The 26,383-nt window shown below is 68.2% G+C and carries 25 protein-coding genes; 14 read left to right on the top strand and 11 right to left on the bottom strand.

All coding sequences use genetic code 11. The annotated features are described in order from the left end of the window. Positions 1–46 precede the first annotated feature (46 nt). Positions 47–514 carry a hypothetical protein gene (locus E0E30_RS05425; RefSeq protein WP_130865421.1) on the top strand — a complete coding sequence of 156 codons (468 nt, stop codon included), beginning with the start codon at positions 47–49 and terminating at the stop codon, positions 512–514. Here E0E30_RS05425 and E0E30_RS05420 read toward each other — a convergent pair. After that, complete coding sequence (locus E0E30_RS05420) at positions 504–1,121, bottom strand: response regulator (RefSeq protein WP_280953261.1); 618 nt, start codon at positions 1,119–1,121, stop codon at positions 504–506. The two genes, E0E30_RS05425 and E0E30_RS05420, sit on opposite strands and share 11 nt — an antisense overlap. After that, positions 1,118–2,359: a sensor histidine kinase gene (locus tag E0E30_RS05415; protein ID WP_167853895.1), complete on the bottom strand. Its 1,242-nt coding sequence runs from the start codon at positions 2,357–2,359 to the stop codon at positions 1,118–1,120. Before E0E30_RS05415 ends, E0E30_RS05420 begins: the two co-directional genes overlap by 4 nt. A 169-nt stretch (positions 2,360–2,528) precedes the next feature. Here E0E30_RS05415 and E0E30_RS05410 point away from each other — a divergent pair, with 169 nt between their 5' ends. The 4 genes from E0E30_RS05410 to E0E30_RS05395 all read left to right on the top strand — a co-directional run bounded on the left by E0E30_RS05410 (position 2,529) and on the right by E0E30_RS05395 (position 7,591). Further along, positions 2,529–4,226: a subtype A tannase gene (locus E0E30_RS05410; protein WP_167853894.1), complete on the top strand. Its 1,698-nt coding sequence runs from the start codon at positions 2,529–2,531 to the stop codon at positions 4,224–4,226. 140 nt (positions 4,227–4,366) lie between these two features. After that, positions 4,367–6,040 (top strand): IS21 family transposase, encoded by a 1,674-nt coding sequence (istA, locus tag E0E30_RS05405; protein ID WP_130865419.1) that lies wholly within the window; start codon positions 4,367–4,369, stop codon positions 6,038–6,040. After that, positions 6,037–6,861 (top strand): IS21-like element helper ATPase IstB, encoded by an 825-nt coding sequence (gene istB / locus E0E30_RS05400; protein WP_130865418.1) that lies wholly within the window; start codon positions 6,037–6,039, stop codon positions 6,859–6,861. The genes istA and istB overlap by 4 nt, the downstream gene beginning before the upstream one ends. 313 nt (positions 6,862–7,174) lie before the next feature. Then, positions 7,175–7,591 carry a GNAT family N-acetyltransferase gene (locus E0E30_RS05395; protein ID WP_167853893.1) on the top strand — a complete coding sequence of 139 codons (417 nt, stop codon included), beginning with the start codon at positions 7,175–7,177 and terminating at the stop codon, positions 7,589–7,591. 36 nt (positions 7,592–7,627) lie between these two features. On the opposite strand, the gene E0E30_RS05390 is transcribed toward E0E30_RS05395, so the two are convergent. Further along, positions 7,628–8,023: a GNAT family N-acetyltransferase gene (locus E0E30_RS05390; protein WP_130865416.1), complete on the bottom strand. Its 396-nt coding sequence runs from the start codon at positions 8,021–8,023 to the stop codon at positions 7,628–7,630. A gap of 162 nt (positions 8,024–8,185) precedes the next feature. On the opposite strand from E0E30_RS05390, the gene E0E30_RS05385 reads away from it, so the two are divergent. The 4 genes from E0E30_RS05385 to E0E30_RS05370 all read left to right on the top strand — a co-directional run bounded on the left by E0E30_RS05385 (position 8,186) and on the right by E0E30_RS05370 (position 11,350). Beyond that, entirely contained in the window at positions 8,186–8,356 is a 171-nt protein-coding gene (locus E0E30_RS05385) for a hypothetical protein (RefSeq protein WP_210115780.1), read from the top strand. A gap of 122 nt (positions 8,357–8,478) precedes the next feature. After that, positions 8,479–9,558, top strand: a complete 1,080-nt coding sequence (locus E0E30_RS05380) for an alkene reductase (protein ID WP_130865415.1) — start codon at positions 8,479–8,481, stop codon at positions 9,556–9,558. After that, positions 9,527–10,552 carry an alpha/beta fold hydrolase gene (locus E0E30_RS05375; protein WP_130865414.1) on the top strand — a complete coding sequence of 342 codons (1,026 nt, stop codon included), beginning with the start codon at positions 9,527–9,529 and terminating at the stop codon, positions 10,550–10,552. Before E0E30_RS05380 ends, E0E30_RS05375 begins: the two co-directional genes overlap by 32 nt. A gap of 81 nt (positions 10,553–10,633) precedes the next feature. Continuing rightward, positions 10,634–11,350, top strand: coding sequence for a response regulator transcription factor (locus E0E30_RS05370; RefSeq protein ID WP_130865413.1), 717 nt, complete (start codon positions 10,634–10,636; stop codon positions 11,348–11,350). Here the strand turns inward: E0E30_RS05370 and E0E30_RS05365 are convergent. Beyond that, a complete protein-coding gene (locus E0E30_RS05365; RefSeq protein ID WP_130865412.1) occupies positions 11,299–12,735 on the bottom strand; it encodes a sensor histidine kinase in 1,437 nt (478 codons plus the stop codon). The two genes, E0E30_RS05370 and E0E30_RS05365, sit on opposite strands and share 52 nt — an antisense overlap. A gap of 55 nt (positions 12,736–12,790) precedes the next feature. Continuing rightward, on the bottom strand, positions 12,791–13,507 hold the full coding sequence (locus E0E30_RS05360; protein WP_130865411.1) for a DedA family protein: 717 nt from the start codon (positions 13,505–13,507) through the stop codon (positions 12,791–12,793). Between the two features lie 193 nt (positions 13,508–13,700). Here E0E30_RS05360 and E0E30_RS05355 point away from each other — a divergent pair, with 193 nt between their 5' ends. Continuing rightward, positions 13,701–14,177 (top strand): cupin domain-containing protein, encoded by a 477-nt coding sequence (locus tag E0E30_RS05355; protein ID WP_130865410.1) that lies wholly within the window; start codon positions 13,701–13,703, stop codon positions 14,175–14,177. Between the two features lie 226 nt (positions 14,178–14,403). On the opposite strand, the gene E0E30_RS05350 is transcribed toward E0E30_RS05355, so the two are convergent. From E0E30_RS05350 to E0E30_RS05325, 6 genes are all read right to left on the bottom strand, one after another. Then, positions 14,404–15,627 (bottom strand): MFS transporter, encoded by a 1,224-nt coding sequence (locus E0E30_RS05350; RefSeq protein WP_130865409.1) that lies wholly within the window; start codon positions 15,625–15,627, stop codon positions 14,404–14,406. A gap of 134 nt (positions 15,628–15,761) precedes the next feature. Then, positions 15,762–16,337, bottom strand: coding sequence for a GNAT family N-acetyltransferase (locus tag E0E30_RS05345; protein WP_130865408.1), 576 nt, complete (start codon positions 16,335–16,337; stop codon positions 15,762–15,764). A gap of 16 nt (positions 16,338–16,353) precedes the next feature. Beyond that, positions 16,354–19,362, bottom strand: coding sequence for a type I restriction endonuclease subunit R (locus tag E0E30_RS05340; protein ID WP_130865407.1), 3,009 nt, complete (start codon positions 19,360–19,362; stop codon positions 16,354–16,356). A 3-nt stretch (positions 19,363–19,365) separates the two neighbouring features. Next, on the bottom strand, positions 19,366–20,502 hold the full coding sequence (locus E0E30_RS05335) for a restriction endonuclease subunit S (RefSeq protein ID WP_245306656.1): 1,137 nt from the start codon (positions 20,500–20,502) through the stop codon (positions 19,366–19,368). Positions 20,503–20,525: 23 nt separating this feature from the next. Continuing rightward, positions 20,526–22,484, bottom strand: coding sequence for a type I restriction-modification system subunit M (locus E0E30_RS05330; RefSeq protein WP_130865405.1), 1,959 nt, complete (start codon positions 22,482–22,484; stop codon positions 20,526–20,528). 146 nt (positions 22,485–22,630) lie between these two features. After that, complete coding sequence (locus E0E30_RS05325; RefSeq protein WP_130865404.1) at positions 22,631–23,632, bottom strand: SLAC1 family transporter; 1,002 nt, start codon at positions 23,630–23,632, stop codon at positions 22,631–22,633. 225 nt (positions 23,633–23,857) lie between these two features. Between E0E30_RS05325 and E0E30_RS05320 the strand changes: the two genes are divergently transcribed. The 4 genes from E0E30_RS05320 (at position 23,858) to E0E30_RS05305 (ending at position 26,366) form a co-directional block, all read left to right on the top strand. Next, entirely contained in the window at positions 23,858–24,958 is a 1,101-nt protein-coding gene (locus E0E30_RS05320) for a Gfo/Idh/MocA family protein (RefSeq protein ID WP_130865403.1), read from the top strand. A gap of 75 nt (positions 24,959–25,033) precedes the next feature. Then, a complete protein-coding gene (locus E0E30_RS05315; protein WP_130865402.1) occupies positions 25,034–25,249 on the top strand; it encodes a hypothetical protein in 216 nt (71 codons plus the stop codon). 15 nt (positions 25,250–25,264) lie between these two features. After that, entirely contained in the window at positions 25,265–25,522 is a 258-nt protein-coding gene (locus E0E30_RS05310; RefSeq protein WP_130865401.1) for a hypothetical protein, read from the top strand. Between the two features lie 103 nt (positions 25,523–25,625). Further along, positions 25,626–26,366 (top strand): class I SAM-dependent methyltransferase, encoded by a 741-nt coding sequence (locus E0E30_RS05305; RefSeq protein ID WP_167853890.1) that lies wholly within the window; start codon positions 25,626–25,628, stop codon positions 26,364–26,366. The last annotated feature ends 17 nt before the right edge of the window (positions 26,367–26,383 follow it).

Genomic DNA, 26,383 nt, shown 5'->3' with positions numbered 1-26,383 from the left:
GGTTCGCTCCTGGGTCGAGGACGCGCCGCGCCGGTAGGCTGCGCCCATGACCTCTCCCATGGCCCCGCTGCGTGTCATCGCGGTCTTCGTGTGCCTCGGCCTGTGCCTTGTCGCCTTCGCCGGGTGGGTCGTCATCCGACCTCGGACGGGGACGGCGACCCTCTCCTGGGCAGCGGCCGTCGGTGCCGTCGTCGTCAGCCTGGTCCTGGGGCGCCTGTCGGCGACGTCCCACCGGTCGATCTCGGGTCCGCAGGACCTGCGAGCGGCCTACGCCGCAGAGTTCTTCCGCACCTTCGCCCTCATGGAGGCTCCCGGAATCCTCCTCTTCATGGTCGCGACGATGATGCGCCTCGAGCGTGTGCCGGTGGTCACCGGCATGGTGGCGGTGGCCGTCGTCACCTACCTCACGATCCGGCCGACTCGGTCCCACGCGCAGGCCTTCGTGGAGCGTCACGGGGCCGACTCCCAGCGGGCGGACCAGTTCCTCGAGCTCTTCGAGCCCGTCACCCGATGATGCCGAGCTCGCGCGCCCGGGCCACCGCCGCGGTGCGCGAGTCGACGTCGAGCTTGGTGAAGATGTGCGACAGGTGGGTCTTGACCGTCGCCTCGGAGACGAAGAGCGCCGTCGCGATCTGACGGTTAGACTCGCCGGCACCGACCCGTGCCAGCACCTCCATCTCACGCGCCGACAGTTCGTTGCCGCTGCGTCGGGCGGCGAGCCGCTGCGCCACGACGGGGGCGAGCACCGTCCGTCCCGCGGCGACCTCGTGCACGGCCGCGACGATCCGGGCCGGCGGGGCGTCCTTGAGCAGGTAGCCGGACGCCCCGGCCTCGATGGCCCGCAGGATGTCGGCGTCGGTGTCGTAGGTGGTGAGGATGAGCACTCGTGGCGCCCCGTCGGCAGCGAGCAGGCGCGACGTCGTCTCGACCCCGTCGATGCCCTCACCCAGGCGCAGGTCCATGAGGACGACGGGGGGACGGCGTAGAGGCCACGTCGCCAAGGCCTCCTCACCGCTGGCGGCCTCCGCGACGACGTCGACATCGGGGGCAGCGTCGAGCAGACCGATGAGACCGGCACGGACGATGGGGTGGTCATCGACGACCATGACCTCAATGCTCACGACTCCTCCTCGGCGGTCCCGGCGGCATCGGCGGCCTCGAGCCCGATGATGGCGACCACGGCGGTCCCGGCCCCGGGCGTCGACTCGATCTCGACCCGGCCACCGACCTCCGCCAGGCGCTGCCGCATCGCCGCCAGCCCGAACCCGGAGCGGCCGACGGGGGAGGGGCGTGCGGGCTCCATCCCCGTCCCGTCGTCGACGACGTCGACCCGCACCTGGTCGGGTTCGTAGGACAGCGTCACCCGGGCCCGGGTGGCGTGCGAGTGGATGCGAACGTTGGAGAGCGCGCCCTGGGTGAAGCGCAGCAGGGCGACGTCCCAGGCGGTCGGCAGGGCAGTGGGTTCCCCGACGAGCTCGAAGCCGGCGTCGATGGAGGTCTGTTCGGCCAGCCGATCCACCTGACGACGCAGCGCCGCCGACAGCGGGGTGCCGTCGAGTTCGGCGGGGCTCAGCGCGTGGACCACTCGTCGGGCGTCCTGGAGCCCCGCACTGCTCGTCCGCTCGATCTGTTCGAGCAGCTCCCGCTCGTCGCCATCCGCGCGCTGGAGGCCGCCACGCGCCAGCAGGGTGATGGCCGAGAAACTCTGTGCGAGCGTGTCGTGGATGTCCCGGGCCAGTCGTGACCGCTCCGCGAGCATCCCGGCCCGGCGCTGTGAGGCCGCCAGCTCCCCCTGCGCCGCGATGAGGTCGTCCTGGGTCGCCACGAGCTCGTCGATGAGCCGCGCCCGTTCGACGTTGTCGGCGGCGACCTGCTGGTAGAGGACGGCCGCGGCGACGCTGATGACGATGCCCAGGGCAGGGCCGAGAGCTCGCCACGGCGTGGCCCGCGACGCGCCCATGCTCACGACGACGACGACCGTGAGCACGCCGACGACGATCCTGGCGACGACATCGGGCAGCGTGTGCAGGGCCAGGAAGACCATGGGGATGACCATCCATGACGCCTGGGAGGTGAGCCACAGCAGGACCGCCCAGCCGATGGCCAACCCGAGGAACCACCACCAGCCGCTGCGCGCCGACCGCGAGGAGCGGGCCAGGACAATTCCGAAGAGGTACCAGCAGAGATCGAGCGTCCCGACGACGCCGACCGCGACCGGGTGGACGCCGTCACGGACCCCGGCGACGAGCGCGTAGCCGAGCAGGAGGAGGAAGAGGACGTGCTGCCCGGCGACGACCATCCGCATGGTGGCACCACCGGTGCCGCGATGGCTCACGGGCTGCGGGATCGGTCGGCTCACGGTGACCGAGTGTACGAAGCCCACCCCGGCAGGTCCACGGTCGGCCCGCCGCGTCCGCACCCGTCCTCGAGCCGGCTCACCGCCGCGACCCATCCATCCCACAGCCATCACACAGTCGACACTCCTAGCGTCGAGGACGTACCGATCGACGAGGGAAAGGACCTCCCTGATGACCATCTCACGCCGCGTGATGCTCCAAGGCAGCGGGCTGCTCGGTATCGTCGGGGCCATGGCCCTCGCCGGTTGCGACGACTCATCGACGGCCTCGGCGACCGCCTCGGCCTCGGCGAGTGCGTCCACGGCAGCGACGGCGTCGACGGCCTCCTCGTCCCTGGCTCTCGACAGCTCGGCCTGGAAGTACGACTCGACCAACGACGTCTACTACCAGCTCGGCCTGTCGTACGTCGCCAAGCCCCAGTCGACGGACTACGAGCAACTGGCCATCTACGTGCCGGGCGCCTACCTCAGCGGCACGAGGAACACCGACGGCAGCTACACCGTCAAGGAGAACACCTCGGGCAAGGTCGGTGGCTTCACCTCGTCCACCGCGCCCATCGTCATGCCCGTGAACACCCCCGGGTACGCCGCCCAACGACCCGCCACGAGCTACTCGTACAGCGACGTGTCGAGCTTCCTCAAGGCCGGCTTCGTCTACGTCCTGGCGGGGTTGCGCGGCAAGGACAGCCAGTCCTCGAGCTACACCGGCAACGCCCCGTGGGGAGTCGTCGACCTCAAGAGTGCGGTGCGCTACCTGCGGTTCAACGACGCCGCCATCCCCGGCGACACGGCATCGGTCTTCGTCTTCGGCCACAGCGGCGGCGGCGCCCAGTCGGCCATCATGGGCGCCTCGGGCGACAGCGCACTCTTCACCCCCTACCTCACCGCCCTCGGCGCGGCGACGACCGACGCCAAGGGCCGCAAGCTCAGCGACGCCGTGGCCGGGGCCATGTGCTGGTGCCCCATCACGACCCTCGACTGGGCCAACGCCGCCTACGAGTGGAACATGGGCCAGTTCGCGTCCACCGGGACCCGCGCCGCCGGAACCTGGACCAAGCCCTACTCGACGAACCTCGCCGAGGCCTTCGCCAGCTATCAGAACCGACTCGGGCTCAAGGACAGTTCGGGCACCAAGCTCGTCCTCGAGAAGTCCTCCTCGGGAACCTACCTGTCCGGCACGTACTACGACCACCTCGTCCAGGTCGTCGAGGACTCCCTCAACGAGTTCCTCGCCCGCACGACCTTCCCCTACACCCCGAACACCTCCCAGCAGACGGGGATGGGAGGGGTCGGCGGGACGTCGGGTGGCGCACCCCAGAGCGGTCAGGGAGCCCCCTCCGGGGCCGCGTCGGGATCTGCCCCGTCCGGCGCACCGACCGCCGGCTCGGGCTCCGGGACGCCTCCGGCCGGCATGTCGGGCGCCCCGGGCGGGTCGACGAGTACCTCGTCGACGACGTACCAGACCCTCGACGCCTACATCGCCCATCTCAACGAGTCGTCCACCTGGGTCACCTACGACGCGACGACGAAGAAGGCCACCGTGAAGAACCTCGCGGGGTTCGTCGCCAGCCAGAAGGCCGCGTCCAAGGATGTCGGCGCCTTCGACGGCGTCTCCCGGGGCCAGACCGAGAACCTCGTCATGGGTCTGGGCACCACGTCCCTGCACTTCTCGGCACCCTCGGCCGCGGTCATCCGCGCCAACCAGGCCAGCTACGCCAAGCTCACCGCGTGGAAGGCGTCCTACGGCGCCAACCAGTACTCCAGTGATCTGGCGAAGACCGACTCGGTCGGCAAGACGGTCACCGAGCGCATGGCGATGTACAACCCCATGTACTTCCTCTCGCGCACCTACACCGGCTACTGGTTGTGACAGCTTGGTCTGGCCCCGTTGTGACGGCCTGATCTGGCCCCGCGTGCGACTTGCCGGGGTGTTGACGGTCTGAACTGGCCCCACCCCTTTCACTCTGGTCCCCATCACTGGGAACCAGTCGCGAGGGCAAGGGAGTCAAGATGGGGTCACGAGTGCAGCTGTATGCCGACATCCGCCACGACGCGCGAGTCGATGGCCTGTCCATCCGCGAGCTCGCCCGCAAACACGCAGTCCACCGCCGCACCGTCCGCCAGGCACTCGCCGCTGCCGAGCCCCCACCCCGCAAGAAACCGGTCCGCACGGCCCCGCGTCTGGACCCGTATAAGCCGGCGATCGACGAGATGCTCACTTATGACCTGGCCGCGCCGCGCAAGCAGCGTCACACCGCCACGAGGATCCTGGCCCGGCTACGCGACGAGCACGGCGCCACGGACCTGTCCTACTCCACGGTGCGGGACTACGTGCGGATCCGGCGCGCGCAGATCGACCTGGAGGCCGGGCGCCGGGTGGAGGCGATGGTGCCGCAGGACCACGCCCCCGGCGCGGAGGCCGAGGTCGACTTCGGCGAGGTCTACGTCATCCTGGACGGCGTCAAGACCAAGTGCCACATGTTCGTCTACCGCCTGTCCCACTCGGGCAAGGCCATCCACCGCGTCTACCCGACCGGTGGGCAGGAAGCCTTCCTCGAAGGACACATCGAGGCCTTCCACGCCCTGGGCGGCATCCCCACCCGCCACATCCGCTACGACAACCTCACCTCCGCCGTCGTCCAGGTCATCCACGGCGGGAACCGGCTACGCGAGGAGAACGAACGCTGGGTGCTGTTCCGTTCCCACTACGGCTTCGACGCGTTCTACTGCCAGCCCGGCATCGACGGTGCTCACGAGAAGGGCGGCGTCGAGGGCGAGGTCGGATGGTTCCGCCGCAACCACCTCACCCCCATGCCCGAAGTCGCCACCCTGGACGAACTCAACGACAGGATCCGCGCCTGGGAGCACGACGACAACACCCGCCGCATCGCCGGGCACGCCAACACGATCGGGCAGGACCACCACGCCGAGCTGCCCCACCTGGCACCGTTGCCGGCCGACGACTTCGACCCCGGCCTGATCCTCCACCCCCGCGTCGACCGCTCCGCCCTGATCACCGTGCGCATGGTCAAGTACTCCGTCCCTGCCCACCTCATCGGGCAACGCGTCCGCGTCAGCCTGCGGGCCTCGTGCGTGGTCGTGTTCGAGAGCCGCACCGTCGTCGCCACCCACCCTCGCCTCGGCACCCGCGGCGTGACCCGGGTCGAGCTGGACCACTACCTCGAGGTCCTGCGGCACAAGCCCGGCGCGTTCCCCGGCTCCACAGCCCTCGCGCAGGCCCGCGCCGCCGGAGCGTTCACCCCCGCACACGACGCGTTCTGGGCCGCGGCCCGCAAGACCAGCGGCGATGTCGCCGGCACCCAAGCGTTGATCGACGTGCTCCTGCTCCACCGATCCCTCCCAGCCGACGCGGTGATCGCCGGCATCACCTCGGCCCTGTCGGTCGGCGCGATCAGCCCCGACGTCGTCGCCGTCGAAGCCCGACGCCACGCCACCGGCCACACACCCACCCCAACCACCCCGACCAGGGGCGGGACAGTCGTGAACCTGCCACCACGACGCCCCACTGACCCACACCAGGTCATCGCGCACCTACCCGAGGACACCCGGCCCCTGCCCACCGTCACCGCCTACGACGAACTTCTGCGCCGACGCCAACCGACCACCGATCCCGCCCCGGCCCCCTCCGAGGCACACCACAACACCCCGACAGGAACCCCATGACCACCACCAGCACCAGCCGTCCCGCGAGCCTTCGCCGACGTCAGGGCCTCACCGAACAAGCCGCTCAGGCCGCGATCGACCAGGCCTGCCGCCGGCTCCGGCTGCCCACGATCCGCGCCGTCGTCGATGACGCCGTCGCGGCCGCCACCAAGGAACAACTCACCTACCAGGGCTTCCTCGCCGAACTCCTCCTGGCCGAGGTCGACGACCGCGACCGGCGCTCCACCCTGCGCCGCATCAAGAGCGCCGGATTCCCCCGCGAGAAATGGCTCGCCGACTTCGACTTCACCGCGAACCCCAACATCAACCCCGCCACCATCAACGAGCTCGCCACCGGCGACTGGGTCCGCCGCGGCGACCCCCTGTGCCTCATCGGGGACTCCGGCACCGGCAAATCCCACCTGCTCATCGCCCTGGGTACCGCCGCCGCCGAACAGGGCTACCGCGTCCGCTACACCCTCGCCACCCGCCTGGTGAACGAGCTCGTCGAAGCCGCCGACGAGAAACAACTCACCAAGACCATCAACCGCTACGGCCGCGTCGACCTCCTGGTCATCGACGAACTCGGCTACATGGAACTCGACCGGCGCGGCGCCGAACTGCTGTTCCAAGTCCTCACCGAACGCGAGGAGAAGAACGCCATCGCGATCGCGTCCAACCAGTCCTTCTCCGCCTGGACCGACACCTTCACCGACCCCCGCCTGTGCGCCGCGATCGTCGACCGCCTCACCTACAACGCCACCATCATCGAAACCGGCACCAACTCCTACCGCCTCGCCCACACCCGAGCCCGACACCAGACCACCGTCACAGGCGCGTGACATTCCTAAACTGCCGAGAGGCGCGCCTTCCAGCACCCGGTGGCTGCTAGCCTCTGGCCATGACCTTCAAGCGGCTGTATTGGTGTTCGGCTCTGGGATGAGCCGGGCACACAGCTGCCACTGACACGCCCCAGAGCCTTGGTGATGATCCACACGGATCGTCACCTTTTCCATTCCTAGGCCGGGGTCACTGGGCTTCCTCGGCTACCAACACCGAAGGAGCCTCATGGACAGCCAACCCACCACCCCGAACATCAGCCTGAGACGCGCTACCCGGGACGACCTCCCGACGCTCACGGCCCTGTGCCGTGAGGTGCAAGACCTGCACGTCGCGGGACGACCGGACCTCTTTGCCGACACAGAGGCACAGGATCTGTCCGCCTACCTGACCAGCTGCTTCGACCGCGAGGGCTTCACCATCACCGTCGCCGTCGTAGACGACCAGGTGCGCGGCTATGTCCTTGTCCAAGACGTCCACCGGGCCGCCAACCCCTTCCGCAAAGCGGAAGACGTCCTCTACATCCACCACATCGGCGTCGCCAGGGAATCCCGGAGTCGAGGCATCGGAAGCGCACTCATGAACTCGGTGACGACGAGGGCGGCAGACACGCAGTGCTCTGCCATCCGTCTTGACTCGTGGGCCTTCAACACCGAGGCCCACACGTTCTTCGCTCGCCATGGCTTCTCCCCCATGAACATCGTCTTCGAGATCAGGCTGCCAAGAGGGTGAGGGGGCGCTCGATCATTTGCCGCGTGCAGCTCGACGTTACATAGCTGTGGTGGCCATGCGGAAGTAGGTCCCCGATTGCGCTTCCCAGTTGCCCAATTCCTCGTAGAACCCGGCGACATGTGGTGAGGCGAACAGGGTGGTGTGACGAGCCTGCGCGATAGACGGGTTGGTGGCCAGTTGCTGCATCAGCCGTCGGCCCAGACCAGTGCCTTGGGCTCTCGGATGCACCATCACGTCGACCACCAGCGCGTAGAGGCCGTCGCCCACGACCCGCGCCAGGCCGATGAGCTGGCCGTTCTCGTCGCGCTCGATAGCCCAGGCCAGGGTGTTGTGAAGTGCTTGGGTGATGGTGCTCTCATCGGCCGATGCCCACCCGACGGCGGCGCGCAGCGCCACGTACTCGTCGGGGGTGATAGGGGGCTGGGTCGTCATGGGGTCATGATCCTCGACTCTCTGCGCAGCCGCACCACCTGCCGCTGACATCGCGTCAGATGGGGCCAAATCAGGCCGTCATCCCGGGGCCGGATGGAGTTGACATAGCCAGGCTACGGCACCTCGACCGTCGCGAGGAACTGGCGGGTCCGCACCGGCATCATGCAGGGCGACACCGCCAGCACCACCGAGGTGAACCTCGCGCTGGCCCTGGCGAACCTCGGCCTCGACGTCGACTTCGCCACCGTGTGGGGGTTGGGCCACACCCAGGCCGAGACGACCGGCGACGCGACGACGAACTTCATCGCCTGGGTCAAGAAGTCCGTGAGCTGAACGAGGCGGCATCGTCCGGGCCGGGAGCGGTTTCCGGGTGACGATGTCGGCTGACGATGTCGGCTGATGAGGGGGGAGGGCCCTCGACGAGCCATGGCGGAGCGCGAGTAGGTTCGATCCCGATGACTCACTCCACGCTCTTCACCCGTGTCCGCATGGGCCGCCTCGAGTTGCCCAACCGGCTCGTCATGGCCCCGCTCACCCGGCTGAGGTCCGGGGTCGACGGCGTGCCCGACGAGGTCGTCGTCGAGCACTACCGGCAGCGGGCGTCGATGGGACTCATCGTCACCGAGGGTACCTGGCCGGTGCAGGAGGGCCGCACTTGGTTCGGTCAGCCCGGCATCGAGACCCCCGAGCAGGTCACCGGGTGGCGTCGGGTGGCCGACGCCGTCCACGCCGCCGGCGGCCGGATCGCCATGCAGGTCATGCACGGCGGCCGGGTGTCGCACCCGGAGGTCACCGGTACGGGCCGGATCATCTCGGCCAGCGCCACGGCGACTCCGGGACTGGTCCGGGTGATCTCGGGCAAGGTGCCGGCCCCGGTGGCCCACGCCCTGTCCGGCGAGGAGATCCCGCAGGTCGTCGCCCAGTACGTCGCCGCCGCCGAGCGGGCCGTCGAGGCCGGGATGGACGCCGTCGAACTCCACGGAGCCAACGGCTACCTCATCCACCAGTTCTTCTCACCGGCGTCGAACCACCGCACCGACGCCTGGGGTGGGACGCCGGCCCGACGAGCCCGGTTCGCCATCGACGTGACGAGGGCCGTCGCCGAGGCCATCGGCCCTGACCGCACCGGTATCCGGCTGTCGCCCGAGCATGTCGTCCAAGGAATGGACGAGACCGCCGCCGAGGCCACCTTCGAGACCTACGCGACCTTCGCCGAGGCCGTCGCACCACTGGGGCTGGCGTTCATCGACATCCTCCACGCCGACCCCGCCGGTGCGCTCGTCCAGGGCATCCGACGGCTCAGCAAGGCGCCGATCATCGCCAACACCGGATTCGCGAGGCCGACGACCCGACAGGAGGCGCGGTGGATCGTCGAGGAGGACCTGGCCGAGGCCGTCGGGGTCGGACGGGCGGCCATCGCCAACCCCGACCTCGTCCGACGGTGGCGTGACGACCTCCCCGAGAACGCCCCGGACCCCCTCACCTTCTACGACGGTGGCCCCCATGGCTACATCGACTACCCGACCCTCGACTGACAAGCGGCTCCGACGCCGCCGGCGGTGGCGTCGTGCCCTCCTGGTCATCGTCGGGCTCCTCGTCCTGGGGACGGTCGCGAGCCTCGTGTTCAACGCCGTCACCCGCCCGGCCGACCGTTTCGCGCCCCTCCACGGGCAGGACGTCACCGTGGACGGGGTGTCCGTCCACTACCGCGTCTGGGGCGAGAACGGCAGCGCCGTCGTCCTCGTCCACGGTTTCGCCGAGTCCGCCGACTCGTGGACGCCCACCGCCCGGGCTCTGGCCGAGCACCATCGGGTGTACGCCGTCGACCTGGCCGGCTTCGGGTACACCGACTACACGGGCCGGTACGCCCTCGCCGACCAGGTCGCCTTGCTCGACGGGTTCCTCCACGCCCTGCACCTGGAACGCCCGACTCTCGTCGGGCACTCCATGGGGGCAGCGGTCGTCGGGGGAGTGGGGCTGTGGCACCCGTCGGACGTGCGGGGGATCATCCTGCTCGACGGGGACGGGCTGCCGTACATCGGTCCGGGGTCCGGATCGGGCGGGCAGGCGGCCCCGGGGGAGGACTCGGCCAGCCGATCACGGCCGTGGTTGACCCGTGGGCCGTGGTTCACGAGCACCTATCGGCTCGCCACCCGCTGGACCTGGGCGGACACCCGGGTCGTCCGTGAGCTGTGCGGCACCCGATGCCTCGCGGTGACCCCGCAGCTCGTCGACGAGTGGATGAGACCGCTGCGGCAGGGCGACGCCGAGCGGGCCTTCATCGCCCAGTCCGGGGCCGGGGTGCTGGCTCTCACCGACGCCCAGGAGCGCCGGATCACCGTGCCGCGAGGCATCATCTGGGGATCCGAGGACGACCGCAACGGCGGCCTGCGGGCGGTGGCGGAGGCCAATCTCGGGCATCCCCGGTCGATCACCATCGAGGGGGCCGGGCATCTGTCCCAGGTGGCCGATCCGCAGGCCGTCTCCCGGGCCGTCGACGACATCATCGCAGGGTGGCCGGCGTCGTAGTGACGCCTGTCCACGTGACGCCCCGGGGCTGGAGCGAAACGCGGGCACCCCCTACGGTGGAGCCGGGAGAAGGAGGACCACATGCGCGTACTCGTCGTCGAGGACGAGGCCCCCATGGCCGACGCCGTCCGCCGTGGGCTCGAGGCCGAGGGATTCGTCGTCGACACCGCCCCCGACGGCATCGTCGGGCAGTACATGGCCCTCCACGAGGACTACGACGTCGTCGTCCTCGACATCATGCTGCCGGGGCGCAACGGCTACGACGTCCTCAAGGACATGCGCGCCCACAAGGTGTGGACCCCGGTGCTCATGCTCACCGCCAAGGACGGCGAGTACGACCAGACCGACGCCTTCGACCTGGGTGCCGACGACTACCTCACCAAACCGTTCAGCTTCCCGGTGCTCGTGGCTCGGCTGCGTGCCCTGCAACGCCGCGGCGCCCCGGAGCGCCCGGTGGTCCTCGAGGTGGGCAGCCTGCGTCTGGACCCGGTGCGACATGCGGTCGAGCGGCTCGTCGGGGGCGATGCGGCGACGATCAGCCTCACCGCCAAGGAGTTCACCCTTCTCGAGTTCCTCATGCGGCACCCCGACGAGGTGCTCTCCAAGGCCACCATCCTCGACTCGGTGTGGGACTCGGCGTACAGCGGCGGCGACAACATCGTCGAGGTGTACATGGGCTACCTGCGCCGCAAGATCGACGCCCCCTTCGGCGTCCACACCCTGCTCACGGTGCGCGGGGCGGGCTATCAGCTCGTCTCCGATTCGTCCTCGGGCCCGTCCTCCGTGGGAAGGTCCTGAGCCGGGAGGCGCACGGTGAACCGGCACCAGCCGTCGGGGGTCTCGCCGGCGTCCACCGTGCCGCCGTGGGCCGCGACGACGGCGCGGGCGATCGCCAGGCCCAGGCCGCTGCCGCCGGAGTCGCGGTCCCGCGAGGGCTGGAGCCGTACGAAGCGGTCGAAGATGAGCTCACGATCGGCCGGAGGCACCGGATCGCCGTCGTTGTCGACGTCGACGACGACCTGTCCGCCCTCGATCCGGCACCCCAGCCGGATGGCCGTGCGGGCGTGCCGGGCCGCGTTGTCGGTGAGGTTGTTGAGCACCTGTCCCAGCCGCAGCTCGTCGCCGGTGACGCGGGCCGGGACGACGTCGCTCGTCACCGTGAGAGTCGTGGCGGACCGCAGACGGCGCACCTGGGCGGCGAGGAGGTCGTCGACGTCGACGTCCGCCCGGGTCAGAGGCAGGCCGTGGTCGTCGGCCCTGGCCAGGGTGAGCAGGTCGTCGACGAGATGCTGCATCCGCACCACCTCGGACAGGACGACGCGGTTCTGGTCGGCGTCGAGGCCATCGGGGGAGGTCTCGGCAATGGCGCGCAGGGTCGTCAGGGGGCTGCGCAGTTCGTGGGAGGCGTTGCTCACGAAGCGCCGTTGGGCGGCGTCGGCCCGGTCGAGGCGTTCGAGCATGTCGTTCATGGTGCGCGCCAAGGCGCTGATCTCGTCCTCCCCGGCCGGCACCGGCACCCGGGCGTCGCTCCCGGAGGTGCGGATGGACGCCACCGAGGAGCGGATCTGCTCGACCGGGCGCAGCGAACTGTTGATGACCCGGGTGATGAACCAGATGAGCAGGGCCAGGAGGATGAGGGCCAGGACGGCCAGCGCGATCGTCGCTCCCTCCACCAGGGCCGTCTCGAGCTGGAGGGGGACCGCGACGAGGACGATGTCGGCGCCGTCGACCCGGTGCGCCAGCCCGACGGCGGCGATGGCGTACGGGTCGTGCTTGTCGTGGGCGATCTGGGGCACCTGTTCGGTGAGCGTCTGGCCGGCCGCGGGCCGCAGGGTGCTCAGGGCCCGGGAACGGGTCTGGGTCGTCGAGGCGTCGACGACCTGGCCGGACGACGTCACGAGCTGGAGGACGGCGCCCTGGCTGGGGGACTGGGCGATGATCGTCGCGGAGTTCGCTCCCGGCGCGACGAGGGAGGACGCCACCTGCGAGCCCTGGGTGCGCGCGGTCGACATGGCCGCCGAGTAGAGGATCCGGTCGAGGGTGAAGGCGTACGCGCCGAGGGCCAGGACGAGGGCCGCGAGGGACCCGACGACGGTGAAGGCGAGGATGCGGGTACGGATTGTGCCGCGCGTGGCCACGACCGATTCGACGCCGTGGCGCAGCGCCACCGCGGCTCGCGTCATGGGGCTGTTCCCGGGGTCGGTCCGCACAGGGTCATGGTAGGGGTGCGTCGACGGTTCAGGCGGCCTCGTCGACGAGGACGCCGGCGCGGGACCGGCGACGTTGACGCAGGTACTCGATGACGATCGGCAGGGTCGTCACGGCGACGATGAGCACGAGGATGAGGTCGACGTTGCTGCCGATGAAGGGGACGTTGCCGAGCAGGTAGCCCATGAGGGTGACCGAGAAGACCCAGGCGACGCCGCCCAGCGCCGTCCACGTGAGGAAGCGTCGCATGGGCATCCGCGAGGCGCCGGCGACCATGGTGACGAAGGTACGGACGAAGGGCACGAATCGCCCCAGGACGAGAGCCTTCGACCCGTAGCGTTCGAAGAAGGCATGGGACTTGTCGAGGTTGGCCTGCGAGAAGACGCGCCCGATGAGGCCGGCACGGGGTTTGAAGAGCCAGGGCGCGATGAACTGGCCGACGTAGTAGCCGGTGAGGTTCCCCAGCACCGCGGCGACGGTCATGATGAGGCAGGCGATGAGGTACACCCAGGGGGCGCCGAGACTGCCGAAGGTGACGACCGCCGGGGTCGCGGCGACGAGCAGACCCACGGTGAAGAGGAGAGAGTCGCCGGGCAGCACCGGGAAGATCGCGCACTCGACGAAGAGGATGGCGCACACTCCCACCAGCGCCCAGGACCCCAGCCCGTGGATGAGCGTCGCCGGGTCGAGCCATGACGGCAGGAGCATCGGGGCGAGGGTGGTCTGGAGGATCGCCAAGGAGGTCATGTCTCGACGGTAGGGTCGGGTCGCTGAGAGGACGCTGAACGGGGCTTGTGGGTCGGGCGGCCGGTCCCGAGGGGCCGGGGCCGGTAGACTGGGTTCGACGTGGCCGGTCCCGACGCCGCACCGCGCGTCATGTCTCGTGCACCGGAGGGATCCGACGTCGGACCGGCTGATCCACGACAGAAAGGAAACTGCGATGGACATCACCGACAACGGGCCCGAACCGAACGCCTTCGACATCGAGACCGCGACCAAGGAGAACGGCAACTACCGGACGACCGCGTGGACGGGCAAGTACCTCCAGGTGACGCTCATGTCGATCCCCGTCGGGTCGTCCATCGGCCTGGAGGCCCATCCCGAGACCGACCAGTTCCTCCGCCTCGACGCCGGCCAGGGACATGTCGTCATGGGGCCGTCGAAGGACAACCTCACCTTCCAGCAGGACGTCACCGATGGTTGGTCGGTGCAGGTTCCTGCCGGAACCTGGCACGACATCATCAACACCGGCGATGAGCCGATGCAGGTGTACGCCGTCTATGCGCCGAGCCATCACGCCAAGGGCATCGTCCAGGCGACGTTCGAGGATGCCGAGCGCGACGAGGATTCCGGCAAGGACGTGCCGCCGGAGTGGACCGTCCAGCCCGGCACCGGCAAGCCGGACCAGAGCGCCTGATCGGCGCCGATCAGGCGCCATCGGGTGGCAGCGCCGCGACCCTCCGGGGTCGCGGCGCTGTTGTGATGTGCCGGTGGTGGGTCTTGGCGGACCGGTGTCTGGAAATCCCCCTGAGATCGCCATCGTTCCCCTGGAGGGGAACATTTCTCCCCTCACGGGGATTTCCTGACATGGGGACCCGGGCACCCATCGACCCCGAGGCCACGAGGGTGCCCCGGCGAGCACCTCATGACCGCGGACCAGCAACCTTCACGGCGGGCGTTCGCCGTAGCCACAGCGTGATCACCAGCCCCGCGAGGACGAGTGCCCCGGTGAACTCGACGACCCGGACCCACCCGCCGGCCGACCACGCCACCCCGGCGATGGCCCCGGCCACCGACGACCCCAGGTAGTACATGAAGGTGTACAGCGCCGATGCCTGCCCCGCCCCGGGCCCTCCGGCGGCGGCACGCGACACCACCCACCCGCTGGCGACCCCGTGGCATCCGAAGAACCCCATGGTGAACAACGCCAGCCCCACGATGACCAGCGCCAAGGGTCGGGTCAAGGTGACGACCAACCCGACGAGCATGATGGCCAAGGTGATCGGCACCACGGCTCGGTGGCCGTACCTGTCGGCGAGCCTGCCGGCCCGCGAGGAGGACGCCGACCCCAGCGCGTAGGTGAGGAACACCAGCCCCGCCACCCCTACCGACAGACGGTAGGGAGCCGCGGCGAGACGGAATCCCATGGCGTTGTACACCGCGACGAACGCCCCCATCGACAGGAACGGCAGAACGTACAACGCCAACAGCACCCGATCGACGAGCACCCGTCGGGTCATCGCCCACAGCACCCGATGGTCCAGGGGAACCGCCACGAAGTGACGCGAGGCCGGCAGGGTGGCCCGCACGAAGATCGCGCAGACGAGGCCGAGCACCCCGATCCCGGCCACCGCGAGACGCCACCCGCCGAGGTCAGCCAGCACCCCGGCGACGAGCCGGCCACTCATTCCGCCCAGGGCTGTCCCGCCGATGTACTGTCCAGTCGCCCGGGCCATCGCGGTCGGCGCCACCTCCTCGCGCAGGTAGGCCACGGCGACCGCGGGCAGACCGGCGGCGGCCAACCCGAGCAGGCCGCGCAGGACGAGCAGCGACGTCCAGCTCGGCGCCGCCGCGCACGCGATGGCGACCACGGAGGCCCCGAAGAGCGAGATCATCATGACCCTCGTGCGCCCGATGACCTCACTCGTCGGCCCGACGACGAGCAGGGCGATGCCCAGGGCGAAGGTCGTCACACTCACCGACAACGCTGCCGACCCCGCCGTCAGACCGAAGTGTGCGCTGAGCAGGGGGAGCAACGGCTGCGTCGTGTACAGCTCGGCGAAGGTCGCCAGCCCGGCCGCGAAGAGGGCCCGCGTCACACGGGAGTATCCGCGAGTGCCCGGCTGGAATCGTTCGTCACTGCTCATCGGCGTTCACGCTAGTACCGTCGGCTTCCGGGGTCAGGGAGCCGACCGGTGGCGGACGTCCGCCGCCGGGGAACCGGGTCTGGGCGGGGGCATTCCGGTGGCCCGCTCCCGAAGGGCCCCGCCAGGCCGGCGTCTCAGGCGCTCTGGAACCCCTCGAGCCGTGCTTCCAGGCCCCGTCGCACCCGGGGCCATTCGGCACGCAGGACCGAGAAGTAGTCGACGTCGGCCAGGGTTCCGTCGGCGGCCGGGCGGAACTGGCGCAGGGTGCCCTCGTAGGTGGCGCCGAGGCGCGCGATGGCGGCGTGCGACCTCGTGTTGCGCCGGTCGCAGCGCAGGGCCACGCGGTTCATCCCGAGCTCGTCGAAGGCGAGGGTGAACAGGAGCAGCTTCGCCGACGGATTGACGACGCCACCCCACACCCGCCGGTCGTAGATGGTGCTGCCGATCTCGCACCGCAGCCCGTCGACGATGTCGTAGAGCGTCGTCCTTCCCACGAAGCGCCCGTCGAGGTCGACCGCGAAGGCCAGCACGGTGGCCGAGTCGATGAGTGAGCCCAGGTGCGCGGCCATGGCCTCGTCGGACGCCGGAAGGGGGCACGAGTTGCCGGCCCAGGTCGTCTCGTCGACGACCGCGCGCAGTCGCGGCGCGTCGTCGAGGGTGAGGGGTCGCAGGGTCACCAGCCCGCGCCTCAGGTGGATGTCGTGGATCATTGCGTCGCCCTCTCGATCAGGCTCCTGTGGCCCCGGCGCGGAACTCGTCGTAGGTGCTCATGAGGTAGTCGATGAACGCGGTACGCACCTCGGGACGGGAGAAGTAGTAGTCGAAGAGCTGGCCGTTGCGGCTTCCGCGGTCGACGATGATGTCGTCGGCGCGGTCCTCGAGGACGAGTCGGTACTGGGCCCGGTCGTTGTTCTCGGCGATGACCCGCATGTCATCGCGTCGCATGAGGTCCATGCGGGTCTGTTCGAAGGTGAGTTTGTCGGCGTCATTGAGGTCGGCGCCGAACTTGTCGTTCATGACCTTGATGAGGGCCGAGAGCTTGTCCATGACCGGCTCGTTCTGAGGTCCCAGGCCGCTTCCGGGCAGAGCGGTTCCTGGCTCGGACTGCCCGGGTTCCAGGGAGATGTCGTCCTGCGAGGTGATGGACAGCCGCAGATGGGTGAGCTGGAGTTGATTGCTGATCTGGGGCATCGGCTCGTCCTCCCCGGCGGGCAGCTGGGTGAGCAGGACCTTGCCGTAGAGGTAGAGCTTCTCCAGTGACGGGTCGATGAACGGCATGACCTGGGCGAGGAAGCCGTAGGCCCGGCAGAACTGGTCGAGAGTGCCGCGGAAGGCCTCGGCCTCATCGTCCTCCAGAGCGATCCAGCGCCCGACGGCGGGCCCGAGGTTGTCGTAGATCTGCGCCTGCCGTGCCGGGTCGCCGCTGAGCAGGGCGGCGACGGCGGCGTCGACCTCGGGTTCGGAGAGCACCCGGGCCGACCACAGGTCGGTGCTGAGGTTGTACAGGGCGTTCGGGTCGGTGGGCGTCGTGAGGGTCTCCTCGTAGAAACCCTGGAACGCCTGCTGGATCTCCTCGGCGGTGTTGGCGAAATCTAGGACGAAGGTGTCGTCCTTTCCGGGGGCTGTTCGGTTGAGGCGCGACAGCGTCTGGACGGCCTTGACGCCGGCAAGTTTCTTGTCGACGTACATCGTGTGGAGGAGCGGTTCGTCGAATCCGGTCTGGTATTTCTCGGCGACGACGAGCACCTGATAGTCGTCGCCGTGGAATTTCTCGGGCAGCTCGGACTCGGCGAAGCCGTTGAGTTCCGGTTCGGTCCACTGCTTCTCGGGCAGGTCGGGGTCGGTGACGGCACCGCTGAAGGCGACGAGGGCGCGGACGGGGCGGGGTCCCTTGTCGTAGCCCTTGCGTGCGATGTAGCGGTCGATGGCCTCCTTGGTCTTCACCGCGTGGAGTCGGCTGCGGGTGACGACCATGGCCTTGGCGTGGCCCTTGATCTTGCGCGACGTCTTCTGCCGGAAATGCTCGACGATGATCTCGGCCTTCTGATCCATTTCGTAGGGATGCAACGACGCGAATCGGGCCAGGGCCACCTTGCCCTTGTGCTCGTCAACGGTGGGGTCGAAGCCCCCTTCGGCATTGGCGAGTCGGTAGTACACGGCATAGGTGGTGTAGTTGCGCAGGACATCGAGGATGAATCCTTCGGCGATGGCCTGACGCATGGAATAGGTGTGGAAGGGATGCTTGAGGCCATCGTCACCGAGCTCGCCGAAGAGGTCGAGGGTCCGCTCCTTCGGGGTGGCGGTGAAGGCGAAGAAGGAGAGGTTCTTCTGCTTTCCACGATGGGCGGCCGAGGCGAGGACGGGATCGTTCGCGTCGGCGGCATCCTCGGCGGCGTTCTCGATCTCCTCGGCAGCGGCGAGGGATTCCTCGGGTGCGCCGAGGACCTTCTTGAGTTCCTTGACACTCTCGCCGCTGGTCGAGGAGTGGGCCTCGTCGACGACGATGGCGAAGTGCCGCCCGGCGATCTCCTTGCTCTCGCCCTTGGCGGCGTCCTCAGCGGCTTTCGCGACGACGACCGGGAATTTCTGCAGGGTGGTGATGATGATGCGGGCGGCGTTGCCCTCGAGGGCTTCTTTGAGTTGGACGGAGTTCTTGTCGACGCGGACGATGGTGCCGGGGGTGTGGTCGAATCCGGCGACCGTGTCCTGAAGTTGCTTGTCAAGTACCTTGCGGTCGGTGATGACGACGACCTTGTCGAAGATCGGCTGGTCATCGTCGTCGTGGAGGCGTGAGAGCTGGTGCGCCGACCAGGCGATGGTGTTCGACTTGCCGGAACCGGCCGAGTGCTGGATGAGGCGGTCGACGCCGGCGCCATCGCGCCTCGTGGCGTCGAGGATGGAGCGGACGGCGTGCCACTGGTGGAAGCGCGGGAAGAGGATGGTCTTGCCGCTGGAGTGGACGAAGTTGCCGAGGATGTCGAGCCAGGCGTCGCGCTGCCACACCTGTTCCCACAGGTAGGAGGTCTGGTAGCGGCCGTCGGGGGCAGGCGGGTTGCCGGAGGTGCCAGGGCTTCCTGCGCCGGCGCTGCCCTGGTCGAAGGGCAGGAAGCGGGTGGCCTGCCCCTGCAGACGGGTCGTCATCGAGACGTGGTGGGGGTCGACGGCGAAGTGGACGAGGGTGCGACGGGCGAAGATGAGGTCGGCGGGGTTGCGATCGGTGCGGTACTGGGTCTGGGCGTCGGCGACGGACTGGCCGGTGAGGGTGTTCTTGAGTTCGGCGGTGGCGACGGGGATGCCGTTGGTGACGAGGGTGACGTCGAGCGAGTCGCGGGGGCGCGACTCGGAGTGGTGAAGCTGGCGGACGACGGCCAGCCGGTTCGCCCGGTAGCGCGCGAGCTGCTCGTCGTTGAGGCGTGACGCCGGCTTGAAGTAGCACAGTCGCACCTCGACACCGGTGTCCTTGACGGTGCCGCGCAGGACGGCGATGGTGCCGCGATGGTCGATCTCGGCGGCGACCCGGGCGAGGAACTTGGCGCGGGCGGCGTCCTCACCGCCGTGACGACGAACGAGCAGAGCCCACTGCCTGGGCTGGGTGGCCTGGACGAAGGCGAGGAGTTCGTCGGGGAAGAGGCCGAGTTTGCGGTCGTAGGTGTCAGGGGAGACGCGCGACCAGCCGTGGGTGAGGAGGTGGGCCTCGATATTGCCCTCGAAGGTTCCTTCAGTGGTGATCGACATGGCTCACTCCGGGATTCTCGTGGAAGCGGTGGTGACATCGAACTCGCCGGTGACGGCCGCGGTTATAAGGGATTGCTTGTACTCGCGTAGTGATGACACTTGCCGTTGAAGAGCAACCACGCCGTGCTGATGCGCAGTCCACATGCTGGCCAGCCTGCATCGCGTCTCACGCCTCTTGAGTCGGGGTACGTCTGGTACGGACAAGTTACGAACCTGTTCCAGACCCATGCTCGCCTTCGTCCCGCCATAGGCAAGTTGGTCGTACTGGTCGTGAGCCATGGGACTCTGTAGGAACCAGGCGATCCAGTCAGCATCGTCTGGATCCACGGGTCGCAGTCGAGAGACGTGCTGTGAGAATGTTCCTTCGCCATGACGCCACACGCCCACTTCCCCAAACACCGCGGTGATGCTCAGCAGGACGTCTCCGGATGAAAGACTTGCGCGCTTGGCTTCGGCGTCAGACGGCATCACGACCTTGGCCCAATCGGACTCAGTGAGCTCAATACCCAGGGGGGAAAGATTGGCGATCCGGACGAATGGTGTCCCAACATCAGCGACGAGGTCACCCCAGCCCCGAGGTCCGCTTGTCACGGATGTAAGTAGCGTCTTGAGTGGACGGTGGGACGACGCTTCAAATTGTGATTCAAGACCACTACGAAAGGCATCATCGGCAAGCCGTTGCTGGTTCTCGCGGGCGGCGATGATCTGGTCGATCCGGGCGACGCGGTCGTCGAGGAAATCCACGATCCGCCGCTGAGTCTCCATATTCAGGTTGGGCAGCCGAAATTCAGACATCGCTTCCCAAGATGTCCGAGGCATTTTTGATCCGTAGGACGACTGATTAGCGTGCTCCAGCCATGCATGACTCAATGTGAGATAGAGTAGGAATCGAGCCTCCAGAGTTCCATGTGGGCGAAGGCACAGAAATTCGCCACTTCCATTCATTGGGCGGTCGACAAGCAGGCTCTTTGACAGATATGGGCGGAGTTTCGAAAAGAGAACATCTCCTCGCGCGAAGAGATTTTGACCGCGTGGCGGTGCACAAGTCAGCTCACTCGTCAACCTCGCATCTCCAGAGGCAATATTGTCTAGTTGCACTGTCGGGGCGGCCTCGTGTGCGGGTTCAACGATGTTTGACATGCGATAGCGTGCTGGCACCGTCTTCATAGTCCCAGCCCCTTCATCCACTCCTGAATCTGCGCCTCGAGCTCCTTGATCTCCGCGGCGATCTCCTCGACCGGCCTCGGCGGTTCGTAGACGTAGAACTGGCGAGTGAACGGGATCTCGAACCCCAATTTCGTCTTGCTGTGGTCGATCCACGCGTCCGGGACATAGGGGCGAATCTCGTCGCGCAGGTGTGCCTCGGCGGCGTCTATGAGCACTCGCTCGCGTTCGGCGTCGTCCAGATCGAACCACCCCTCGGGCAGCGGGATGTTCTCCTGGTCTCGCAGGTCCGAATCCGGCTCGGGCCTGCCCTTCTTGAGGACCACAGGCGCGCTGGGGTCGGTCACCGCACAGGCCGCGGCGAACTTCCTGCGCTTGGCGGGGGAGAGTCCTGACACCTCGGCCATGAGTTCCTTCTCCGTCTCGAACTTCCTGCCGACCAGCTCGGCGTAGGGTGCGAAGTCCTCGCCCTGGACGGCGTCCGCCGTGACCTCCCACCGCAGGTGGAGCGGCCTCTCGACGGTGACCCGCTGGAATCCGAACGCCTCCCGCGGCAACACCTTGACCCGCTTGTCATCGGCGAACTCATCCCGAGCCCCGCCGAAGAGCCGGACAATCTCGTCAATGGCGTCGTCGGTGAGTTCCTTGCGCTTGTCGCCCAGGCTCTTGCGCATCTTCGTGCCCATGTCGCGGGCGTCGATGAGCTTGACGAGGCCTCGTTCGGCCTCGGACTTTGCGTTGGTCAGAATCCACACATAGGTCGAGATTCCGGTGTTGTAGAACATCTGATCGGGTAGCGCAACGATGCCTTCAAGCCAGTCGTTCTCAAGAATCCACCGTCGGATCTCGCTCTCTCCTGATCCGGCGGCACCGCTGAAAAGGGGAGAACCCGACAGGACAATGCCCACCCGGGAGCCCGTTGGGCTGGACGGCGTCACTGGCTTCATATGGCTGAGCATGTGCTGAAGGAAGAGGAAGGAGCCATCGGAGACGCGGGGGAGTCCAGCCCCGAAGCGTCCGTTCATACCGAGCCGCTCGGCCTCGTCCTTGATGGGTTGCGCGTATGCCTTCCAGTCCACGCCGTACGGCGGATTGGCGAGGATGAAGTCGAACTTGTCGGCGGGAAACGCATCGCTGGTCAGCGTGTTGCCGTTGCGCATCTGCTCCGGTGGGATGTCCTGCATCATGAGGTCGGACTGGGCGATGGCCCACGTCTCGTCATTGATTTCCTGCCCGTACACCTTGACGATGGCGTTCGGATTGAGCTCCTTGATCCGATCCATCGTCACCATGAGCATTCCGCCGGTTCCAGCCGCCGGATCATAGATGGTGCGCACCGGCATCTGATTCTCGACCAGGTCGCGTCCGGCCTGCCCCTTGATGAGAAGGTCTGCGACGAGCCGAATGACCTCGCGCGGCGTGTAGTGCTCGCCGGCGGTCTCGTTGCTCATCTCGGAGAACCTCCGCAGGAGTTCCTCGAAGATGTAGCCCATCGCCTCATTGGAGACGACCGAAGGCCGCAAGTCGAGGTCGGCGAAGGCGGCGACGACCTGATAGAGGATGCCGGCATGGTCGAGTCGGGCGATCTTGTCGTCGACGTTGTAGGCGTCCATGACGGTGGCGGCGTCACTGGACAGGCCGGCGATGTACTGGGTGAGATTGTCGGCCAGGTGCTTGTCGTCGCTCAGCAACGAAGTGAAGGTGAACGGCGAGGTGTTGTAGAAGCGCTGCCCAGCCTTGTTCCTGAGGATGCGATCCATGCCGCCGCTGATCTCGACCAGGCCCTTGGCGAACTCCACGACGTCGGCCTTCGTCGGCTCGAGGACGGCGTCCATCCGGCGCAGGACGAGGAACGGCAGCATGACCGAGCCGTACTCGTGCTGCTTGAAGGTGCCGCGCAGCACGTCGGCGACCTTCCACACGAACGCGACCTTGTCCTGAAAACCCTGCGGAGCCATGAGATCCCTTCACTGCGAGCCGGTCATCGGCAGCTTAGTGGGCGTCGATGCCCGGTCGGCAGACGCATGGGAAGCGAGCGTCGAACAGGTGTTCCGGGCGTCAGTCGTCGACAATCATGTGGCGGGCTGCCGACGGCACAACCTCGCTACTCGGCGTGCGCCCATGCCGGTCGCTGAATCACTGCGACGCCAGTCGCCCCCGCGCGCACCACCACCGCCAGGCACAGCGCCGCCGTCCACACCTGCCCGAGGACGTCGACGGCCGGGGAGTGAGCGCCTACCGCGAGGAGCCGGTGCCCCAGGGCCATGCTGCCCATGGGGAAGGTGAGGGCCCACCAGCTCGGGTTGAACGGCATGTGCCCGGCGAAAGCGCGCACGGTGACGACGACCACCCAGACGACCAGCGGCACGCCACAGGCCAGAACGATCCAGCTGAAGGTGTTGACGACGAGCGGCACCTGCGCGCTGAAGACCGGGCTCAACATCGCCCGCAGCTGGCCGCCGATCGCCTGGATGGCAGCGACCGACTGTCCGACGAGCGCGACCGGGATCCACGCGGTGCAGGTCACGGCGAGGGGGAGTGGCTCCACCCGCCACGCATGGTGGCACGCGCCGGTGAAGACCGCCCACCCCATGAACAACGCCGTGCAGAAGCACGCCGCCGACGCCGTGAGCAGCCGCACGCGCCAGCCCACCGGCACGTGTCCGACAAGGAGGGCGCCCGACGTCGAGGACACCATGGGCGAGACGACCGCCAGCCCCCACACCATGACCGGCCGCCCGCATGCCCGCCCGAGCAGCCGGAGGGTGAACGTCACCGTGCTCACCAGGCCGATGAGCGTGCCGAGCAGCCAGAGGACGAGGTCGATGCGCCAGGCGGCGTCGGACAGGGTCGGCCACAGCGACGGGAGGACCCCGGACGTCGCCGAGCCGACGGTGAGCATGGCCATCGCGACCGTTCCCCACATCGGCACCTCGTCGATGTGCCGCACGGTCGACAGGAACGCCTCGCGCGACCGGACACAGCGCACGGTGAACGCCGTCACCAGGCCGAGGAGCACGAGCCACGCCGCCACGAGGAGGACGCCGGCCAGGATGCGCTGGTGCCAGAAGGCGTCGACCAGGGTGGCAGTGACGCCGATGCCCATGAGGAGAACCACGGCGGACCGGCGGGCGGCAGCGTCGTCCTGGGGGCTGGGGGATTGGTGTCGCGACGCACGTCTCAAGGATACCCCTGGTGGGTATGGTGGCCGCGTCCGGGATGCGGGGCTCTGACATGCCCCACCGTGCCCCGTCGGCACGAGGAGCAGCCGAGTAGCGTGGGCCGCACGGGCCGCCGGACCATCGTGGCCCACGGACCCGCGGAGGCCACGATGCGTTCAGCAGACCACCGACTCGGCGTCGGCATCCTCGGGCCCGGGAACATCAGCGGCCAGTATCTCGAGACTCTTGGGGCCGCGCCCGACGTCGAGGTGCGGTTCATCGCCGCGCGGCGGCCGGACGCCGCGGCCCAGTGCGCCGCGAGGTACGGCGTGCCTCGGTGGGGGAGCCTCGACGCCATGCTCGCCGATGACAGCGTCGAGCTCGTCGTCAACCTCACGACACCGCAGGCCCACGCCGAGACGACGAGGCGACTTCTCGAGGGCGGGCGTCACGTGTGGTCAGAGAAGCCGCTCGGGGTGACGTTGACCGAGGCGCAGGAGCTGCTCGCCCTGGCCGATCGCGTCGGGGTGCGGCTGGGGTGCGCACCGGACACCATCCTCGGCAAGGGATTGCAGACCGCCCTCGGCCAGTTGCGAGCCGGACGCATCGGCACCCCGACAAGCGCAGTCGCGTGTCTGCAGTACGGGGGACCGGACCTGTGGCACCCCAATCCGGCCTTTCTCTTCGCCCACGGCGCTGGTCCGGTGTTGGACGTCGGGCCCTACTACGTCACGGCCCTGGTCCAGGCGTTGGGGCCGGTGGCCCGGGTGACGGCGCGCGGGCTGCGCACTCACGACAGCCGCGTCGTCGTCGCCGGACCGCGCGCGGGGGAGAGGTTCCCGGTCGAGGTCGACACCCATGTCAGCGCGATCCTCGAGTTCACCCAGGGCGCGATGGCCACTGTCATCATGTCGTTCGACGTACCCATCGAGCGCGCTCGGCTCGAGATCGGTGGCACCGACGGCGCCCTCGTCTTCCCTGATCCCAACCGCTTCGACGGAGACACCATCGTCCACACGGTGAGCGGCGAAGGCGAGGCCATCGCGCCGGGCATTACCGGCGGGGACGGACGCGGTTCAGGAGTCGTCGACATGGCCAGGTCCATTCGCTCCGGGACGCCGCATCGGGCTGACGGACGACTGGCGATGCACGTGCTCGAAGTCGTGCTCGCCATCGAATCGGCTGCCCGCGAGAAGGAGACGGTCGAGGTGCACAGCACGGTCACACCGATGGAGATGCTTCCGGAGGGGTGGACGACCTCCGAAGGATGAGCCGCCGGTCGCCGGTCGAGGGGCACCCGTCTGGTTTTCTTGACACACTCCGGCGTGTCTGGAATCCTTGACAGCATGGAGGTCGAGGTCTGGCACAGCACCTACCGACATGGCGTCCGTGAGCAGGACATTCGTCATGCGCTGCGCAACCGGGTCAAGACCCTCCTGACCGAGGACGAGATGGTCATGGTGATCGGCCCCGCCGAAAACCTCACCATGCTGGAGATTGGTCTTGGCCGCTCCGGCGCCGTCGTCCATGCCATGCCCGCCCGCCCCAAGTACTGGCCCTGAGAGAAGGTGATGATGATGCACATCAATGACCTGGACGCCGACCGGTTCGAGAATGCCCATGAGGGCGCCGGTCCGGACGTCGTCGCCGAGATCGACGGTGACGCGTTCGACGCGATCATGGCCGCTCGGCGCGCCTTGGCAGCAGCCGACGATGCCCTGACAGAGGCGGTGTGCCGTGCCCGCGCCAAGGGACAGACGTGGGAGACCATCGGCGCTGCCCTGGGCGTCAGTCGTCAGGCCGCCCATGCGAAGTACGCGGGGGCGGGGCGTTGACCTGAATGCCTGAAGGGTGTCTCGGTGTCTGCACCGCCGACACCGAGACGCCCTGAGGGCTACTGATCGCCGAGCTCGACTGGATCCCCTTCTCGCGGCACGGGTGCGCGTTGAGCCAAATCATCGCGCGGCGGTGTGCCAGTATCGGCGCATGCCGTGGCCTGAATTCGGATCGCTGTTCGGCTCGATGCAGCGAAGGATCGATTGGGCCCGAGCGCGGTTCGACGCGACCTTGCCACTTCTCGACTGCGGTTCTGGAACGGGTGATGGCGTCGTGACACTCGCCGAGAGCCTCCCCACCAGCCGGATCATCGCCGTCGAGCCCGACCCTCAGATGCGCACGGTCCTCATGCACCAAGTCGTCACGACCCCTGGGCTCGGCGAGCGCGTCACCGTGTGGCCGACCATCCTGGATCGCACCCCGATCCAGGGCCCTTTGGGCGGAGTGGTGGCCACCGGGTTCCTCTACTTCCTGTCACCCGACCAACGTGCCGAGGCGTGGCGCTTGTTCGCCCGACACGTCACGGTGGGCAGCGGCGTGGTCTTCGAGGATGGCTCGGCGCCGGACCCGCCCACAGACGAGCCGGACCAGTTGCTCCAGACACGACAGCTCGGCGAGCTGAGATATGAGCGTTGGTTCTCCCAGCGACCCGTCGGCGACGGTACGGTGAGCTTCACCAACACCTTCCGTGTCTTCGACGGCAAATGCCTCGTCCTCGAGGACATCGCCCATTGCAGAAGCTGGCCACTCACCACCGCCCAAACCGCTCTCGAGTGCTGCGCCACCAGCGCCTTCGACGTCGAAGAGCTCAACGACGGCTACATGATCACCCGCCACCGGTGACGCCTCACGGCACCGTT

The sequence above is a fragment of the Acidipropionibacterium timonense genome (assembly GCF_900605005.1).
In the GTDB taxonomy this organism is placed as follows: domain Bacteria; phylum Actinomycetota; class Actinomycetes; order Propionibacteriales; family Propionibacteriaceae; genus Cutibacterium; species Cutibacterium timonense.
This window is presented reverse-complemented; position numbering and strand designations above follow the sequence as displayed.